This window comes from Paraburkholderia unamae, from assembly GCF_003268775.1.
In the GTDB taxonomy this organism is placed as follows: Bacteria; Pseudomonadota; Gammaproteobacteria; order Burkholderiales; family Burkholderiaceae; genus Paraburkholderia; species Paraburkholderia unamae.
Window position 1 is genome coordinate 85,794 of sequence record NZ_QLSU01000019.1, and the last position, 17,542, is coordinate 103,335.

Annotated in this window: 14 protein-coding genes; all 14 read left to right on the top strand. The window is 65.6% G+C overall.

Annotated features, from left to right (window positions below; translation table 11 throughout):
- Positions 1–49: 49 nt before the first annotated feature.
- Positions 50–1,660, top strand: a complete 1,611-nt coding sequence (locus C7401_RS27605; protein WP_112174602.1) for an ABC transporter substrate-binding protein — start codon at positions 50–52, stop codon at positions 1,658–1,660.
- Positions 1,653–2,678 carry an ABC transporter permease gene (locus C7401_RS27610; RefSeq protein ID WP_112174603.1) on the top strand — a complete coding sequence of 342 codons (1,026 nt, stop codon included), beginning with the start codon at positions 1,653–1,655 and terminating at the stop codon, positions 2,676–2,678. The genes C7401_RS27605 and C7401_RS27610 overlap by 8 nt, the downstream gene beginning before the upstream one ends.
- Complete coding sequence (locus tag C7401_RS27615) at positions 2,675–3,556, top strand: ABC transporter permease (RefSeq protein WP_112174604.1); 882 nt, start codon at positions 2,675–2,677, stop codon at positions 3,554–3,556. The genes C7401_RS27610 and C7401_RS27615 overlap by 4 nt, the downstream gene beginning before the upstream one ends.
- Positions 3,553–4,566 (top strand): ABC transporter ATP-binding protein, encoded by a 1,014-nt coding sequence (locus C7401_RS27620; protein WP_112174605.1) that lies wholly within the window; start codon positions 3,553–3,555, stop codon positions 4,564–4,566. The genes C7401_RS27615 and C7401_RS27620 overlap by 4 nt, the downstream gene beginning before the upstream one ends.
- Positions 4,556–5,581 (top strand): ABC transporter ATP-binding protein, encoded by a 1,026-nt coding sequence (locus tag C7401_RS27625; RefSeq protein ID WP_112174606.1) that lies wholly within the window; start codon positions 4,556–4,558, stop codon positions 5,579–5,581. Before C7401_RS27620 ends, C7401_RS27625 begins: the two co-directional genes overlap by 11 nt.
- A complete protein-coding gene (locus C7401_RS27630; RefSeq protein ID WP_112174607.1) occupies positions 5,578–7,194 on the top strand; it encodes an ABC transporter substrate-binding protein in 1,617 nt (538 codons plus the stop codon). Before C7401_RS27625 ends, C7401_RS27630 begins: the two co-directional genes overlap by 4 nt.
- Before the next feature lie 32 nt (positions 7,195–7,226).
- Positions 7,227–8,384, top strand: a complete 1,158-nt coding sequence (locus C7401_RS27635; RefSeq protein WP_112174608.1) for an LLM class flavin-dependent oxidoreductase — start codon at positions 7,227–7,229, stop codon at positions 8,382–8,384.
- A gap of 57 nt (positions 8,385–8,441) precedes the next feature.
- On the top strand, positions 8,442–9,665 hold the full coding sequence (locus tag C7401_RS27640) for an acyl-CoA dehydrogenase family protein (RefSeq protein ID WP_112174609.1): 1,224 nt from the start codon (positions 8,442–8,444) through the stop codon (positions 9,663–9,665).
- Between the two features lie 66 nt (positions 9,666–9,731).
- Positions 9,732–11,396, top strand: a complete 1,665-nt coding sequence (locus C7401_RS27645; RefSeq protein WP_112174610.1) for a rhodanese-like domain-containing protein — start codon at positions 9,732–9,734, stop codon at positions 11,394–11,396.
- 37 nt (positions 11,397–11,433) lie between these two features.
- Positions 11,434–12,786 (top strand): LLM class flavin-dependent oxidoreductase, encoded by a 1,353-nt coding sequence (locus C7401_RS27650; protein WP_112174611.1) that lies wholly within the window; start codon positions 11,434–11,436, stop codon positions 12,784–12,786.
- A 175-nt stretch (positions 12,787–12,961) separates the two neighbouring features.
- Positions 12,962–13,687 carry an ABC transporter permease gene (locus C7401_RS27655; protein WP_258397270.1) on the top strand — a complete coding sequence of 242 codons (726 nt, stop codon included), beginning with the start codon at positions 12,962–12,964 and terminating at the stop codon, positions 13,685–13,687.
- Positions 13,680–14,417 carry an ABC transporter ATP-binding protein gene (locus C7401_RS27660; protein ID WP_112174613.1) on the top strand — a complete coding sequence of 246 codons (738 nt, stop codon included), beginning with the start codon at positions 13,680–13,682 and terminating at the stop codon, positions 14,415–14,417. The genes C7401_RS27655 and C7401_RS27660 overlap by 8 nt, the downstream gene beginning before the upstream one ends.
- 30 nt (positions 14,418–14,447) lie before the next feature.
- Entirely contained in the window at positions 14,448–15,494 is a 1,047-nt protein-coding gene (locus tag C7401_RS27665; protein WP_112174614.1) for an ABC transporter substrate-binding protein, read from the top strand.
- Between the two features lie 80 nt (positions 15,495–15,574).
- Positions 15,575–17,152, top strand: a complete 1,578-nt coding sequence (locus C7401_RS27670; protein ID WP_112174615.1) for a rhodanese-like domain-containing protein — start codon at positions 15,575–15,577, stop codon at positions 17,150–17,152.
- Positions 17,153–17,542 lie beyond the last annotated feature (390 nt).

Sequence of the window (17,542 nt, forward strand, 5' to 3'; positions counted from 1 at the left end):
CGGCATCTATTCAGGATGCCTGAATTGATTCGACAAGACCTCAAATTTCATGATTACACGTAGAGAATTCCTGGTCGGGGCTGGAGCGATGGCGGGTGGCGGCCTGATGGGCGACTTCGCGCCAGCCGTGGCCGCCGCAACGTCGACGGGTACGACGCTCGTCGCCAACACGCTGCCCGAGCCCGCCGGTCTCGCTGCGGGATCGACGCCGGCGAATCCGACCAATGTCGTATCGAGCAATCTGTTCGATGGACTCATCACCTACGATGAGCAGTTCCGGCCAGTGCCGCAGCTTGCGACTTCGTGGAGCGAGTCGACGGATCGTCGCACGATCACGTTCAAACTGCGCGACGATGTGAAGTGGCACGACGGAACGCCGTTCACTTCGGCGGACGTTCAGTACTCGATCATGGAAGTGTCGAAGAAAGTCCATCCGATCGCGCGGCCCACTTTCGCGCAGATCACTGCGGTGGACACGCCCGATCCGCACACGGCGGTCTTCCGGCTCGCGCAGCCGTCGCCGGTGATCTGGTCTTACCTCGATACGTCGTCCGCCTTCATTTTCCCGAAGCATCTCTATGCAGGCACGGATCCGCTTACCAATCCGTATAACGCGAAGCCGGTCGGCACCGGCGCGTTTGTGTTCAAGGAATGGAGTCGCGGCAACTACATACGCCTGGCGAAGAATCCGGACTACTGGGACAAGGGCAAACCTCGCGTCGATGAACTGATTTTCCGCATCATCCCCGATGCGAGCGCGCGCAGCATCGCGCTGCAAAACGGCAGCGTCCAATACGCGCCGCTCACACCGGTGTCGCTCGTCGAAGCGCGGCGGCTCGAGCAGAATCCGTCGCTCGTGGTCGACACGAAGGGCTGGCGCTCGAATGCGCCCATGTTCTTCATGGACTTCAATCTGCGGCAGAAGCGCTTTCAGGACGTGCGGGTGCGTCAGGCCATCGCGCACGCGATCAACCTGAAGCTGCTCACAAAGACCGTCTTCTACGATTTTGCGACACCCGCGACAGGCCCGGTTCCAAGCTACCAGACACGCTTCTACACCGCGGATACGCCGCAGTATCCATACGATCCGCAGAAGGCGGAAGCGCTGCTGGAGGCCGCAGGTTTCCCGCGCGGCGCAGACGGCGTGCGGATGCGCTTCAACCATCTGAATCATACGTACGGCGAAGATTTCCAGCGTGCCGGCCAGTTCATTCAGCAGCAGCTCAAGCGGATCGGCGTCGAGGTCACGCTCGTCAACTACGATCTGCCGACCTATCTGCGCAAGATCTACACCGAGCACGAATTCGACACGATGAACGTGTTCTACGCGGCGTTCGCCGATCCGCAGATCGGTGTGGTCCGCCGCTTCTGGTCGAAGAACATCATCAGTGGCGCGGCCTGGAGCAACGGGTCCGGCTATGCGTCGCCAGAGATGGACCGCGTGATCGAGGCCGTGCAGACCGAGCAGGATCCAGAGAAGCGCACGCAGGCTGTCCACCAGTTGCAGGTGATCGCGCAACGCGATCTGCCGTCCATCTCGCTCGCCGAGCTGAAGTTCTTCCGCATCTATTCGAAAAATCTGCAGAACGTCAACACCACGCCGATCGGCGTGTATGCGTCGCTCGACGACGTGAACGTCGGTGTGTCGGCTCATGGCTGATCTGTCCGTTCGCGCCGCAAAGCCCGATGCGGGCAAGCCGCGTCGCGCCTGGCCCTATCCGCTGCGCCGGCTGCTGCAGGCGCTGCCGCTCGTCGCGCTGATCGCCGTGTTGAACTTCTTCTGGCTGCGCCTGGCACCAGGCGATCTCGCTGACGTGATGGCGGGCGAAGCGGGCGCGGCGACGCCCGAGTATCTGGCCGCGCTGCGCCACCAGTTCGGCACGGACCAGCCGCTCGCGCTGCAGTTTCTGGCTTACCTGAACCGTATCGTCCACCTCGATCTCGGCTGGTCGTTCCGCTACAACGAGTCGGTGCTTCAGCTGATTCTCGGCCGGCTGCCGGCCACGGTGCTGCTGATGGTCGGCGCGCTTGCGATCGCGCTGGTGTTCGGCTGCGTCGCGGGCACCGTCGCCGCGGTGTCGCGCCGCCGCTGGATCGACATCGCCGTGTCCGTGCTCGCCACGCTCGGCTTCGCGACGCCGCTGTTCTGGCTTGGACTCATGCTGATGGTGCTGTTCTCTGCTCACCTTCACTGGCTGCCGGCGGGCGGTATCGCGACGCCCGGCGTGGTCTCCACGGGCTGGGCGCACCTGCGCGATCTCGGGGCGCACATGGTGCTGCCCGTGTTCTGCCTCGCCGCGTACTACGTTGCCATTTACGCCCGGCTGATGCGCGCCTCGGTGCTCGAAGTGAGCCACCTCGACTTCGTACGAACCGCGCGCGCCAAAGGGGTATCGCGTAGCGCGACCATCGTGTCGCACGTCGTCCCGAACGCGTTGCTGCCGATCGTCACGATGACCGCGTTGCAGTTCGGCGCGCTCTTCAGCGGATCGGTCGCGATCGAAACGGTGTTCAGCTGGCCCGGGCTCGGGCAACTCGCGCTCGACGCCGTGGCGTCGCGCGATCTGAACCTGCTCCTGGGCATTCTCTTCTTCAGCTCGGTGCTCGTACTGTTCGTCAACCTGGGCGTCGATCTCGCGTATGGCTGGTTCGACCCGCGTATCGAGGTCGAACGATGAGCGATGCACTGCTGACACCCGTGCGAACGCGACAGCCGCTCTGGCGGCATGCGCTGAGCTTCGCGTCGCACTCGCCCAGCCTGACCATCGGTGCGTTGCTGCTGCTCGCGATCTGCGTGCTGGCGATCGGCGCGCCGTACTTCACGCACAACGATCCGCTCGACATGGTCGGCACTCCGTTTTCCTGGCCCGGCGCGGACCCCGCGTTTCCCCTTGGCACCGACATGATGGGACGCGACATGTTCAGCGGCATCGCCTACGGTGCGCGCGTGTCGCTCGAGATCGGCATCGCGGCAGGGTTGCTGGCCACGCTAGCCGGGCTCCTGATCGGCGCGGTCGCGGGATTCTATGGCGGCCTCGTCGACGATCTGCTGATGCGCATTACCGAGCTGTTCCAGACCATGCCGGCACTGCTTTTCACGATCGTGATGGTGGTCGTGCTGCGCCCGAGCGTCGCGACCATCGTGCTCGGCGTCACGCTGACGAACTGGCCGCAGGTCGCCCGCCTCGTGCGGGCGGAAGCGTTGCGGGTGAGCCGCGCGGAATACGTGCAGGCCGCGATCGTGACCGGTATGCGCCGGCCGCGTATCGTCGCCACGCACGTGCTGCCGAATGTCGCGACCACGGCGATCGTGATGATCTCGATCCTTGCCGGCAACGCGATCCTGACCGAGGCCGTGCTGTCGTTCCTCGGGCTCGGCGATCCGAATGTGATCACGTGGGGCAGCATGATCGGCTCTGGCCGTGAAGCGCTGCAAACGGCGTGGTACATGACCGCGCTGCCGGGCTTCGCCGTCCTCGTGACCGTGCTGAGCCTGAACCTGATCGGAAACGGGCTGAACGATCTCGCCAATCCGCATCGCAGGAGGACGCGATGAGCGGCGCGCCTTTGCTCGACGTCGACGGCCTGACCATCGCATTCGACGCAAGGCGCGGCGGCGCGCCGGCCGTCGATGGCCTGTCGCTGACGATCCATCCGGGCGAAACGCTTGCGCTCGTCGGCGAATCGGGTTGCGGCAAATCGACGACCGCGCTCGCGCTGATGGGCCTGCTCGACACGCACCGCGCTCGCGTCGACGCGAACCGCCTGAACTTCGACGGCACCGATCTCTCCGGCCTGCCGGAAGCGTCGTGGCGGCGGCTGCGCGGCGGCAGCATCGGCATGATCTTTCAGGATCCGCTCGCCGCGCTTAACCCCGTGCGCACGGTTGGACGTCAGATCGGCGAGGCGCTGCGCCTGCATCGCGGCCTCACGGGTCGCTCGGCACGCAGCGAATCGCTTGAACTGCTGCGTCTCGTCGGCATCCCGGAGCCGGCGCGCCGTATTGACGACCATCCACATCGGCTCTCGGGCGGGATGCGCCAGCGGGTGCTCATCGCGATGGCGCTCGCGGGCCAGCCGCGTCTGCTGATCGCCGACGAACCCACCACCGCGCTCGACGTGACGATCCAGGCGCAAATTCTTGCGCTCCTGGGCAACTTGCAACAGCAGACAGGCATGGCGCTGCTGCTGATCACGCACGATCTCGGCGTCGTGGGGCAGCTCGCGCATCGTGTCGCGGTGATGTACGCGGGCCGCAAGATCGAAGAGCGCTCCGTGAGTGAACTGTTCGACGACGCACGCCACCCGTACACCCAGCGTCTGCTTGCCGCGAGACCGCGTCGCAGCGCAGCGCGCGAGCGCTTGACGGAGATCGCGGGCGCGGTGCCCGCTCCCGGCGCCGTATCCGGCGGATGCGCGTTCGCGCCGCGCTGCGAGTTCGCCCATGCCGCCTGCCGCGAGGCGGCGCCTGCATGGCGGCCGCTCGGCGTGGGCGGATTCCGCTGCGTGCTGGAGGACACCAACGCCGTTGCACGCTTGAACGACAGGAGGAGCCATGCTGCTTGAGGTCGATCGCCTGAGCGTGCGATATCACACGCGGCGGGGTGTGCTCACCGCGATCGACACACTGTCGCTAGGCGTCGCGCGCGGCGAAACCTTGGGGCTCGTCGGCGAGTCCGGCTGCGGTAAGAGTTCGCTCGGCAAAGCGATCGTACGGCTGCTCGAGCCGGACTCGGGCACCGTGCGTCTTGACGGCGAAGACCTCGGCGCGCTGACCCAGGGACAGCTCCTGCCATGGCGCAGGCGCATGCAGATGGTTTTCCAGGACCCTTTGAGCGCCCTCGATCCGCGCAAGACCGTGCGCCGCACGCTGACCCTGCCGCTCGACGTGCATCGCATCGGCACGCGTACGGAACGGCGCGCGCGGGTCGACGCACTGCTGCATCGCGTGGGTCTCGCGCCTGCGCTCGCAGAGCGCATGCCGCACGAGCTGTCGGGTGGTCAGCGGCAGCGCGTGAACATCGCGCGTGCGCTGAGTCTGGACCCCGACGTGCTGATCTGCGACGAACCGGTCTCGGCGCTGGACGTGTCTCTACAGGCGCAGGTGCTGAATCTGCTCGCCGATCTGCAACGCGAAAGCGGAAGTGCCTGCCTTTTCATCAGCCACGATCTTGCAGCGGTTGGCTATCTCGCCGACCGTATCGCGGTCATGTATCTCGGCCAGATCGTCGAAGTGCTGCCGCGCGAACGCTTGTGGCAGGACGCCTTGCATCCCTACACGCAGCTGCTGATCGCATCGATTCCTGCGCGTGGCGCGCCGTTGCCGCCGCCTTCCGCGGCCGAGCTGCCGAATCCCTATGCGCCGCCTGCCGGTTGCCGGTTCCAGCAGCGTTGCCCGCACGTCCAGCCCGTCTGCCGCGAGGCGCCACCCGAACCCGTCACGGTTGACCGTGCGCACGTCGTGTCCTGCCATCTGTATCGCGACGGCGTGCCTGTCGAGCTACCCGTTCATCGCGCGCCGTTCGCCGTCACAGCCGACACAGCTCGCCAACCCGAAGCGAATAAGGAGTTCTTGAGTTGATCACCCGTCGTCAGTTCTTTCAGATGGCCGCATCCGCCGCTGCCAGCCCGTTGCTGCCAGGCGTCTCGCTTGCCGCGCAGGAAGGCGCATCGGTCCCGGCGACCGGTTCGCAGACGAACGTGCTGCAGGCAGTGATCGTGCCGGAGCCGGCGGGCTGGGTGGCAGGACTCAATATCTCGAATCCGGCCGTGATCGTCTCCGTGAACCTGTTCGATGGGCTCGTCACCTACGATGATGCGTTCCGGCCGGTGCCGCAGCTCGCGCAGTCGTGGGAAGAGTCGGCGGATCACCGCACCATCACGTTTCATCTGCGCAAGGACGTCAAATGGCACGACGGCCATCCGTTCACGTCGGCGGATGTGCAGTATTCGCTGATGGAGGTGACGAAGCGCATTCATCCGCGCGGCGGCGCGACCTTCGCGACGCTCGATGCCGTCGATACGCCCGACGACCATACGGCCGTGTTCCGTTTTTCGTCGCCGGTTCCGGCCGTGTGGTCGGCATTGGGCGGCTACGAGACGCAGATCCTGCCGAAGCATCTGTATGCGGGCAGCCAGCCGCTGACGAATCCGCTCAACGCGCATCCGGTGGGTAACGGGCCGTACGTGTTCAAGGAGTGGGTGCGCGGCAACTACGTGGTGCTCGAGCGCAATCCGGACTACTGGGACAAGGCGAATCAGCCGCATTTCGCGCGCATCGTGTTTCGCATCATCCCGGACGAAGGCACACGGCTCACTGCGCTGCAATCCGGCGATCTGCGCTATGCGCCGACCGACGCCGTCTCGCTGCCCGACCTCGCGCGGCTGCGGACCGACCCGCGCTTCGTCGTATCGAGCCATGTGTTCGATGGCGTCGCGCCGATCTCGTTTCTGGATTTCAACCTGCGGCGCAAGCCGTTTCAGGACCTGCGGGTGCGCCAGGCGTTCGCGCATGCGATCAACCGCGACACCCTCGCAAGAGTGGTCTGGTATGGCCTCGCGAAGCCGGCGGAAGGCCCGATTCCGAGCTATCAGACGCGCTTTTTCAAGCCGGGTCTGCCGCAGTACGCGTACGACCCGGCGAAGGCGGAGGCCCTGCTCGATGCGGCCGGATTGCGGCGCGGGGAGGGTGGCGTTCGACTGCGCGTGAACAACCTGCCGCTGCCCTTCGGCAACCAGTACGTGCTGACCGCCCAGTTCATCCAGCAGCAACTGCGCCATATCGGCGTCGAGCTCGAACTCGTGCCCACTGATGTCCCGACTTTCAACCGCCGCGTCTACGCCGACTACGACTTCGACACGACGATCAACTGGTACGCGGCGTTTGCCGATCCGCAGCTGGGCGTGACGCGCCGCTACTGGACGAAGGCGATCAAGCCCGGTTCGACGTCGAGCAACGCAACCGGCTATTCGACGCCCGAAATGGACCGGGCGATCGAGGGCCTCGTGAGCGTCAGCGATCCGGTCGCGCGCAAACCGTTCATCGATCAGTTGCAGCAAATCGCTCAGGAGCAGGTGCCGTCGGTCAATCTGCTCGAACTGCATTTCTACGCGATTCATGCGGCAAGCCTCGGGGGCTTCAGCAATACGCCGATGGGCGCGTACTCGTCGCTCGCATCGGTACGCAACACCTGATCGCTTTTTTCTCCATTTCTTCATAGCGCTCCATGTCCACTCAGTCCTCCGCCGGATTTCACGATAGCCCGCTGTCACGGGCGCTTTCGCAGCCGCTGATGCTCGGGCTGTTCCTGCCGATCCAGAGCGGCGGCTGGTCGATGTCGACGCTGCCGCGCACGACAGACTGGACCTTCGACTACAACGCCCGCCTCACGCGCAAGGCGGAAGATCTCGGCTTCGATCTGGTCTTCGGGCTTGCGCAGTGGCTCGGCAAGGACGGCCACGGCGGCGTCACGCGCTACCGGCGCGAATCGCTCGACTCTTTCATCACGATCGCGTCGCTCGCGGCCATCACGAGCCGCATCCTGCTCGTGTCGACGCTGCACATTCTCTACGGCGGCTGGCACCCCCTGCATCTGGCAAAGTTCGGTGCGACGCTCGATCACATCTCCGGCGGACGCTGGGGCCTCAACATGGTGACCGGCCATTCGATCGACGAAGCGGAGATGTTCGGCCGCGAAGGCCATTTTGAACACGACCTGCGCTACGAGATGGCAAGCGAGTTCATCGACGTGATGCAGCAGCTCTGGTCGTCCGAAGCGAACCTCACGTTCGACGGCAGGTGGTATCGCACGCGCAACGCATTCGTGTCGCCGAAGCCGCGTTTCGGGCGGCCAGTGCTTGTGAACGCGACCAGCTCGCCCGCCGGCGTCGCGTACGCGGCGAAGCACTCCGACCTGATTTTCATCACGAGCTCCGCGGGCGCGCAGATCGACGCGGCGCTCGAAGTGCTGCCCGCCCACACCGCCCAGGTTCGCGCAGCGGCCGAAGCCGAGCGCCGCACGGTTCGCACGCTGATCAATCCGACCATCGTCTGCCGGCCCACAGAAAAGGAAGCGCTCGCGTATTACGACGCGATCGTATCGCATGCCGACTTCGGCGCCGTAGACGGCTTCACCGGGCGTCGCAGCGATGCGAAAGCGTGGAAGGGCCATCAGCGCGAGCAGCGCGTGCTCGGCGGCAACATCCAGATCATCGGTTCGCCCGAGCGTGTGGTCGACGATCTGCTGAGGTTGAAAGCGGCCGGCATCGACGGTGTGCAGCTCACGTTCTTCGATTTCGAGCCTGACCTCGCGTACTTCGGCGAGGCGGTGCTGCCGCTTCTGGAGCAGGCTGGCCTCAGGGTGCGTGTGCCGGCCGCAGATTGAGCGCTACCGCGCAGACCTTCATAGATGCACTTCAGCGATTTCAAGGGAGCAGTACAGATGGGAACGATCGATTCGACACTGGCCGATGACCTGACCACCGGCACGGCAGAACCCGGTTCGCTCGCCGTGCGCGAACTCGTCGCGGCGCTCGCGGCCGGCGCGCAGGCGCGTGACCGCGACGAAGCGGATACCTCCGACGCGATCGCACTGGCGCGTGCCGCGCGACTGGGCGTGTTCCGTGTGCCGAAGGCCGAAGGGGGCGCGGGAGCCACGCTGCCGCAGCTCTACGAGCTGGTGCTGGATCTCGCGGAGGCCGACTCCAACATTCCGCACATCCTGCGCAACCACTTCGCGTTCGTCGAAAAGGCGCTGCGTGCGCGGCATCTGCCGCAGTACCAGCGCTGGCTCCAGCACGTGCGGCGCCACGAACTGTTCGGCCTCGGCGCTAGCGAGCTGGGCACGCAGAACATTGGCGACGGCGACGGCAACACGCGGCTGCAACCGGACGGCGACGCGTTCAGACTAAGCGGCACCAAGTACTACAGCACCGGCAACCTGTACTTCGATCACATCATCGTCAATGCGAAGACGCCGGATGGTCGCTTCGTCGGCGCGCGGGTGTCGGTGCGCCAGCCTGGTGTCGACGTGCGCGACGACTGGGACGGCATCGGCCAGCGCCAGACAGCAAGCGGCACGACAGTATTCAACGACGTGCACGTCGCGGCCGAGGATGTCCTCGTGCTTGCAGACGACGTGAAGCTCCCGCAACAGGCGACCTTCGCCCAGCTCTACCTGACGACGATCATCGCGGGCATCCTGCGACGGATTGCAAAAGACGCGGTTCGTCTCGTCCAGCAGCGCGAACGCAACTATTACCACGCGGTCGCATCGCGTCCCGCCGACGATCCACTGTTGCAGGAAGCCGTTGGCGAGCTGCAAAGCGCGGCGTTCGTGGCGGAAGCGGCGGTGCTGAACGCGGCGGCCGTGCTCGGCGACGCATTCGACAGCGCGCTCGCCGGCCAGCCCAACGACGCACTTTTCGTGGAAGCCGCGCTGCGCAGCGCGAAGGCGAAGGTGGTGGTGGATCAGCTCGCGCTCCAGGCGGCCACGCGGCTCTTCGACGTGGGAGGTGCGTCGGCGGCAAAGCAGGCCGCGCAGTTGGACCGTCATTGGCGCAACATCCGCACGATCGCGTCGCACAACCCGGGGCTGTATAAGGCGAGAGCGATCGGCAATCACGCGATCAACGGCGTGCCGCTGCCAACGGCTGCGTTCTTCTGAACGATCGGTTCGATCGGTTCGATTGGCTCCATCAACTCCATCTCGCCAGATCCTGTTCTGCTCACCATGACTCAAACGACTTTTCCGCTGATCGCGCCGTCTGCGTTGCGCGACGCGCTTGCCGCAAAGCGCGAACTCGCCATTCTCGATGTGCGCGAAGAAGGCGTGTCCGCGCGTCGCCGCCTGTTTTATTCGTCGATTGCGCCGGTAGGACGGCTCGGTCTCCTCGTCGGGCAACTCGTGCCGCGCCGCGATACGCCCATCGTGCTCGTCGATGAAGCCGGCGAGTACACCGCGCGCGCCGCAGCGCAGCTTGCCCGCTTCGGCTACACGGACGTTTCGATTCTCGAAGGCGGCGTAAGCGGCTGGGAAGCCTCCGGCTTCGAAGTGTTCAGCGGCACCAATGTGCCCGGTAAGGCGTTCGGCGAAGCGATCGAACACCGGCTCGCGACGCCCAATATCGATGCGTTTACGCTCAGGCGTCTGCTGGATTCGGGCGAGGATCTGGTAGTGCTCGACAGCCGTCCGTTCCCCGAATATCAGACCATGAACATTCCTGGCGGCATCGAATGCGCGGGGGCCGAACTCGTGTACCGCGCGCTGGCCGCCGCGCCGTCGCCCGACACGCTGATCGTGGTGAACTGCGCAGGCCGTACGCGCAGCATCCTTGGCGCGCAGTCGCTCGTGAATGCTGGCATCCCCAATCCGGTGGCGGCATTGACGGGCGGATCGATGTCCTGGCTGCTGGAAGGGCTCGAACTCGAACGCGGCCAGATTCGAACCGCGCCGCGCCCGGACGACGCGACGCTCGCCGATGCGCGAGCCCTCGCGCAACGCGCTGCGAAGCGGGCCGGCGTGATCGAGATCGACCACACGACGCTCGCTGGCTTCGAGCGCGAGGCGGCGACGCAGACGCTCTATCGTTTCGACGTGCGCAGCCCGCTGGAATACGAAGCGGGTCACCGCGCGGGCTGGAGGTCGGCGCCCGGCGGACAACTCGTGCAGGCGACCGACGAGTACGTGGGCACGCTGCATTCGCGCGTGGTGCTCTCCGACGACGACGGCGTACGGGCGCGCATGACGGCATCCTGGCTCGTGCAACTCGGCTATCTGCACGTGTTCGTGCTGACCGGAGACGACACCACGGTCGATTTCGAAAGCGGGCCCGAGGCGCCGGTGATTTTCCGCACGCCGGAGCGCGCACGATGGATCGAGGCAGACCACCTCGCACAGGCGCTGGAGGCGGGCACCGCGCAGGTCGTCGACGTGGACAGCAGTCTCGCGTTTCGTCGCGCGCATATTTCGGGTGCGCGCTTCGTGGCGGCGAGCGCACTCGAAGCCGTGCTCGAGCGGATCGACGATCCGTCACGCCAGCTCGTCATCACATCGGGCGACGGCGTCCTCGCGGGTCTGCTCGCTGCCCAATTGCGCGGCCGTCGTGAAGGGGTCGCGGCGCTGCTGGGCGGAACGCAGCGCTGGCTCGCGCTCGGTCTTGCGCAAGCCACCGGCGACGCAGGGAATCTGACCGGCGACGACGATGCCTGGTACAGCCCCTATCACTATGCACCCGACGAGTCCGCGAAGCAGATGCGTGGCTATCTCGCATGGGAGTTGCAGCTCGTCGAGCAGGTCGAACGCGACCGGATTGCGTCGATCGATGTGATCGACTTCGGCACACCGACCCAAGCGCGCAGCGAGGCGCGGCTCACGGCCCTGCGCGGCACGGTATGAGCGACACACCCGGGCTCGATTGCACAGGAACGCGATCATGACTGCGCCACGCAGATTGCATCTGAATACCAATGTCACAGGAACGGGCCGACACCCTGCGGGGTGGCGAACGCTCGACAATCCGAAGTCGATCATCGACCTCGGGTTCTTCACGGAGATCGCCCGGATCGCGGAGAGAGGCAAGCTGGATGCCGTGTTCCTGTCCGACGCGCTGGCGCTGCGCGGTCACGCGCACGGGCCGGCACAATCGCTCGAACCGACTGTGCTGCTGACTGCGCTCGCGGGCGTGACGCGGCACGTTGGTCTGATCGGCACTGCGTCGACTACCTTCAACGATCCGTTCAATCTTGCGCGCCGGTTCGCATCGGTGGATCACCTGAGTGCCGGGCGCGTCGCATGGAACGCGGTGACGACTTACGACCCGGACGCGGCGGCGAATTTCAGCATCGCCCAGCCGCTCGACAAGGACGCGCGCTATGCACGCGCGGAGGAATTCGTCGAGGTGGTGGTTAAGCTGTGGGACAGTTGGGAAGACGACGCGTTGATCGCCGACCGGGCGAGCGGCCGCTATGCGGACCCCACACGCGTTCACGCCATCGCGCATCGAGGCGCGCACTTCCAGGTGGATGGGCCGCTGAACCTGCCGCGCAGCCCGCAGGGGCGACCCGTGCTGGTGCAGGCAGGCGGTTCCGAAGCGGGCGTTGCACTGGCCGCGCGCCACGCCGACGCGGTGTTCACCGCGCAGACCACGCTCGACGGCGCGCAGGCGTTCTATCGCGACATCAAGGCCCGTGCGGCCGCCCATGGTCGCGAGCCGGATCAGCTACTGGTGCTGCCGGGCCTCTATCCGGTGATAGGCGGCACGCTGGCCGAGGCGCGCGCGCGCAAAGCGGAGATGGACGCGCTGCTCGACCGCAGTTTGGAACTCAACAAGTTCGCGCGCGCGCTCGGGCTCGACGCCGCGGATCTACAACTCGACGCGCCGCTGCCTTACACACGTATCGACGAGGGCAACAGCACCGACGTTTCGCGCGGCTTCATCCGCGCCACGGTGTTGCTGGCCCAGAGCGAGAACCTGACCGTTCGCGATCTGCTCGACCGCAATCCCGGCGCGCACCGGATGGTGGTCGGCACGCCCGAGACCATCGCTAACGACATCGCGCGCTGGTTCGATGCTCGTGCGGCAGACGGTTTCAACCTCAATGCCGACGTGTTCCCGTCGGGCCTCGCGGACTTCGTCAATCACGTCGTGCCATTGCTCCAGCGCAAGGGCATATTCCGGCGAGACTACGAAGGCGCCACGCTGCGCAAGCACTACGGCCTGCCGCGGCCATCGAGCCGCTATGCGCAAGAGGCGCTAGCCGCGGAATCGGTCAACGCCGAGACCTGAGCGCCCCCATGTGTGATGCGCTGCCCGGTTTCAGGGGCGGGCGCGATACGGTTTTACCTGAATGAGGACACCTATGTCTTCCCGAGAATCGACCCTGACCGCGGCGCCTTCAACCGCGCCTGCCCGACCCTTCGCCCGACTGTCGGGCCTGCGGGAACCCGCCTGGCGAGCCATCGTGCCGGCTCTCCTGATCGTGCTGTGGCAGGCGGCATCGTCGCTCGGCGTGACCAGCGAGTTCGTGCTGCCTTCACCCGCATCCGTGCTGGCCGCGTACCGCGAACTCTGGCAGTCCGGCGACCTGCAGGATGCGCTGAAGATCTCGCTCGCTCGCGCGGCGCTGGGTCTGCTGATCGGCGGTGGCGCAGGACTGCTGCTCGGGGTGGCAGCGGGCCTTAGCAAATCAGCCGAGCGCGGCTTCGACAGCGTGCTGCAAATGCTGCGCACGATCCCGTTCATCGCGCTCGTGCCGATCTTCGTCGTGTGGTTCGGCATCGGCGAAGTGTCGAAGGTCGCGCTGATCGTCGGCGCGGCGCTGTCGCCGATGTATCTGAGCACCTATCACGCGATTCGCGGCATCGACCCGAAGCTGCTCGAACTCGGCCGCACGTTCCGGCTGTCGCGTCGCCACCAGATCCGTCTGATCATCCTGCCGATGGCGCTGCCCGGCATCCTCGTCGGTGTGCGCTATGCGGCGGCGATCGCGCTGCTGGCGCTCGTCGCGGCGGAGCAGATCAATGCGAGCGCGGGTATCGGCTACATCCTCAACAACGCGAATCAGTTTCAGCGCACCGACATCATCATCGCGGGCATTCTCGTGTACGCGGTGCTCGGGATCGGCGTGGACGCGCTGCTGCGCTACGTGGAACGCAAGGCGCTCGCCTGGAGGGGGAAGCATGTCTGAACTCATCGCGGCGCCGGCCATCGACACGGCGCCTGTTGCCGCGAAACTGACGGGCGTCAGAAAGCGCTATGGCGAACACACCGTGCTCGACAACGTCGACTTCTCAGTGCGCAAGGGAGAGTGTGTCGCGCTCGTGGGACCGTCGGGGACCGGCAAGACCACGCTGCTGCGATTGCTGGCGGGACTGGAATCCACGTCGGGTGGCGTGACCGAGGTCACGCGCAATACTTCAGTCGTATTTCAGGAGCCGCGCCTCATCCAGGCACTGCGCGTGTGGAAGAACGTGCTGCTGGACGATGCCGGGCTGCCCGACGCGCGAACGCGTGCTCGCACCGCGTTGCAGGATGTCGGGCTGGAGGACAAGCTGGAAAGCTGGCCCGTCAACCTGTCCGGCGGCCAGGCGCAGCGCGTGGCAGTGGCACGGGCGCTCTATCGCAGCCCGGAGCTGATGCTACTGGACGAGCCGTTCAGCGCGCTCGATGCGTTCACGCGGCGCAGCATGCAGAGCCTCGTGCTGAAGCTGTGGGCGAAGTACCGGTTTGGTCTCGTAATCGTCACGCACGACCTTGACGAGGCACTTCTGCTCGCGGACCGCATCGTGATCCTCGCGAGAGGCCGTATTTGTCACGAGACGCGTGTCGACCTCGCGCGGCAGCGCGACGTCACTTCACCCGAATTCAATGCGCTCAAGCGCGATTTGCTCAGCCAGTTTTCGCAGAGCCTTTCCTGACGTTTTTTTTATTCTTCGAACAAGGTACGTATGTCGCTGAAGAACACATTCCATGCGGGCATCGCGGTCCTGCTCACTGCCGCCACGCTCGCGCTCGCTGGGGTTGCCAGCGCGCAGAACCCGCCCGACCTGAAGAACACGAAACTCGTGATCGCGTATCAGGATCCGGCGTTTCCAGCCTTGATCCGCAAATCCGGCGTGGTGAACAGCGCACCGTACCAGATCGAATGGGTGCTGCTGACGGGGCCGGCCGCGAACCTGTCGGCGTTGTACGCGAACCGGATTGATCTCGGTCACATGGGCGATACCTCGCTCACCATCGAGCAGTCCAACGCGCGCACCGAATGGACGAAGGATGCTGCGCCGCTGCACATCGTCGCGGCCTGGCGCAACTTCTACTCGAAGGACTATCCGCCGGTGGTGACTGCCGTGCGCACGAGCGCGAAGATCGATAGCGTCGCGCAGATCAAAGGGCACAAGGTCGGTTACAACTACGGCGGCTACAACCACTCGCAATATCTCGCGACGCTGGTGAGGGCCGGTGCCACGGAAAAGGACATCGAACCGGTCAAGTTCGCTGATGGCGCCACCTCCGCAGCCGGTTTCAATGCCGGAGAGGTGGACGTATACGCAGGCGCGCTCGGGCCGATCCTGCCCACCTTCAAGTCGGGCGCGGGCCATATCCTGCTGACGGATCGCGATACGCAGATTCCGGCGCTCAACGTCTGGACCACGACGTCCGCCGATCTGAAAGACCCGGCAAAGGTTGCCGCGCTGCAGGACTTCTTTTCGCGGATGTCGGGCTACTGGGCGTGGCACGACGCGCATCGCGCCGACGTGATCGCGATCCTGAAGGACACGCTCAAGATTTCCGACGACCGTGCGGCGTTCGAGTACCAGGTGCGCAGTGGCAGCTTCGTGAAGTTCGACGCGGGACTGATTGGCCAGGAGCAGAAGATCGCGGACATTCTGTACGACGGACATGCGATCCACAAAAAAGTGAAGGTCGACGTCGAATACGATCCGCAATTCAACGGCGTGCAGAAAGCGCTCTGGCCGATCCCGTCGAAGGATTGAGTCGAGATCCCGCACGATATGTCCGCAGACGCAGATAAACCCCGGCGCGGGCAGTTGTCCGTGCACGATGGATACCAGGCATGACCCAGACGATCCCGGCAGCCACCCTGAAACGCTGGCTGCATGATGGCGGCGAAATTGCACTCTTCGACGTTCGCGAGCACGGACAGTATGGCGAGGGCCACCCGTTCTACGCGGTGCCGCTACCGTACAGCGCGCTTGAGCGCGACGTGGGGCGGCTCGCGCCGAACCGCAGTGTGCGCATCGTGCTCTTCGACGAAGACGACAGTGAACGTGGCCCGGCCCGCGCGGCGGCTGCCCGGCTCGCAACGCTCGGCTATACCGCTGTTCAACGGCTCGAAGGTGGCGCGCGCGGCTGGCAGGAAGCCGGATTCGCCTTGTTCAAGGGCGTCAACGTGCCGTCGAAGGCGTTCGGCGAGCTCGTCGAGACGCTCGCGCATACACCGCATGTGTCCGCCGCGACGCTGCTTCAATGGCAACGCTCGGCGACGCCTCCGGTGGTGCTCGATGGACGTCCGGTCAGCGAATTCGCCGCGATGAGCATTCCTGGCGCGACGTGCTGCCCGAACGGCGAACTCGCGCTGCGGTTCGACGGCCTCGTGCAGGACGCGCAGACCCCGGTCGTCATCAATTGCGCGGGCCGCACGCGCAGCATCATCGGCGCGCAGACGCTGCTGAACCTCGGCATCCGCAATCCGGTGTATGCGCTCGAAAACGGCACGCAAGGCTGGTTCCTTGCCGATCTGCCACTGGAGCGCGATCAGCAACGCCGCTACCACGACGAGGTTCGCGTTACGCCGGAGCGGATCGCGGCGGCGCGCGCGCTCGCGCTGCGCGCGGGCGTGGAATGGGCCGACGCTGGAGCGGTTCGCAGATGGGTCGACGCAGGCGAGCGCACCGTGTACCTGTGCGACGTCCGCACAGCAGAGGAGTTCGCCGCCGGCACGCTGCCGGGCGCGCAGCACGCGCCCGGCGGACAACTGCAACAGGCAACGGACCAGTATCTCGGCGTGCGTCACGCGATCGTCTTGCTGTTCGACGACGATGGCGTGCGCGCGCCCGTCACCGCGAGCTGGCTTAGACAGCTCGGGCACGAGGCCTGGGTGCTCGAAGGAGGCCTGCGCAGCGGACTCGCACTGTCCGACCCGCGTGTGCCCGATCCGGTCGCGTTGCCGGTCATCTCGACCGACGAGCTCTCCCGCCGGCTCGCCGACGCAGCCGCATCGGTCGTGGATCTGCGCCCGAGCGCAGCATGGCTGAACGGTCATGTGCCCGGTAGCATCTGGACGATCCGTCCGCGGCTTGCCGATGCGCTCAGCCGATCCGGTCCACCGGTCACATTCATTGCCGACGATCCGCGTCTGGCCGCATGGGCGGTGTCGGATCTGCCACCCGCGGAGCGGAACGCATTCACCGTGCTGGACGGTGGGTTCGCCGCGTGGGAGGCGCGCGGTGGGGAAGTACGCCGTGCGCCGGAAGGGTTGACACCCGCCGAGCGGATCGACTTTCTGTTCTTCGTCCATGACCGGCATGCGGGAAACAAGGCTGTATCGCGCGCCTATCTCGAGTGGGAACTTGGGCTGCTCGCACAACTGGATGGGCAGGAGCGCGGCGCGTTTCGTCTGCTGGCACCGTGATGTGATGCTGGGGCGAGCGTTGCGGCTCCCATCCATGAGCTCGCGACACCGCACGTGGAACGGCGTGAGCGTGGTCACCGATCCACGCGCCGCCATGCAGCACACGAATGCACGGGTGGAAACGCGCTTAGGCGAGGCTGGATCGATCGGATAGTCCGGCATTCTCCAGCGCGAGCATTGATGCCTGCGCATCTGTCGGCAACTGCTGCCGCGCCAATTCACTTCATACACAGCAGTGGTGCCGTCGCTGATGAACCCGCAGACGCTTCGTGGCGAGTGAGCGACCGTTCGTTTTCCTTGGCGTCGTGATGAAAGGAGTCGCTGCGTCCTCGCGACCTGATCAGTGTGTTCGCATCGCGTTCGTAGCAGGCAACGTCGATTCGCCGTGAT

Coding starts and splice junctions, on each gene's coding strand:
- C7401_RS27660 (WP_112174613.1), top strand. CDS start 13,680: ATGTCTGAACTCATCGCGGCGCCGGCCATCGACACGGCGCCTGTTGCC.
- C7401_RS27615 (WP_112174604.1), top strand. CDS start 2,675: ATGAGCGATGCACTGCTGACACCCGTGCGAACGCGACAGCCGCTCTGG.
- C7401_RS27645 (WP_112174610.1), top strand. CDS start 9,732: ATGACTCAAACGACTTTTCCGCTGATCGCGCCGTCTGCGTTGCGCGAC.
- C7401_RS27650 (WP_112174611.1), top strand. CDS start 11,434: ATGACTGCGCCACGCAGATTGCATCTGAATACCAATGTCACAGGAACG.
- C7401_RS27665 (WP_112174614.1), top strand. CDS start 14,448: ATGTCGCTGAAGAACACATTCCATGCGGGCATCGCGGTCCTGCTCACT.
- C7401_RS27670 (WP_112174615.1), top strand. CDS start 15,575: ATGACCCAGACGATCCCGGCAGCCACCCTGAAACGCTGGCTGCATGAT.
- C7401_RS27605 (WP_112174602.1), top strand. CDS start 50: ATGATTACACGTAGAGAATTCCTGGTCGGGGCTGGAGCGATGGCGGGT.
- C7401_RS27635 (WP_112174608.1), top strand. CDS start 7,227: ATGTCCACTCAGTCCTCCGCCGGATTTCACGATAGCCCGCTGTCACGG.
- C7401_RS27620 (WP_112174605.1), top strand. CDS start 3,553: ATGAGCGGCGCGCCTTTGCTCGACGTCGACGGCCTGACCATCGCATTC.
- C7401_RS27625 (WP_112174606.1), top strand. CDS start 4,556: ATGCTGCTTGAGGTCGATCGCCTGAGCGTGCGATATCACACGCGGCGG.
- C7401_RS27640 (WP_112174609.1), top strand. CDS start 8,442: ATGGGAACGATCGATTCGACACTGGCCGATGACCTGACCACCGGCACG.
- C7401_RS27610 (WP_112174603.1), top strand. CDS start 1,653: ATGGCTGATCTGTCCGTTCGCGCCGCAAAGCCCGATGCGGGCAAGCCG.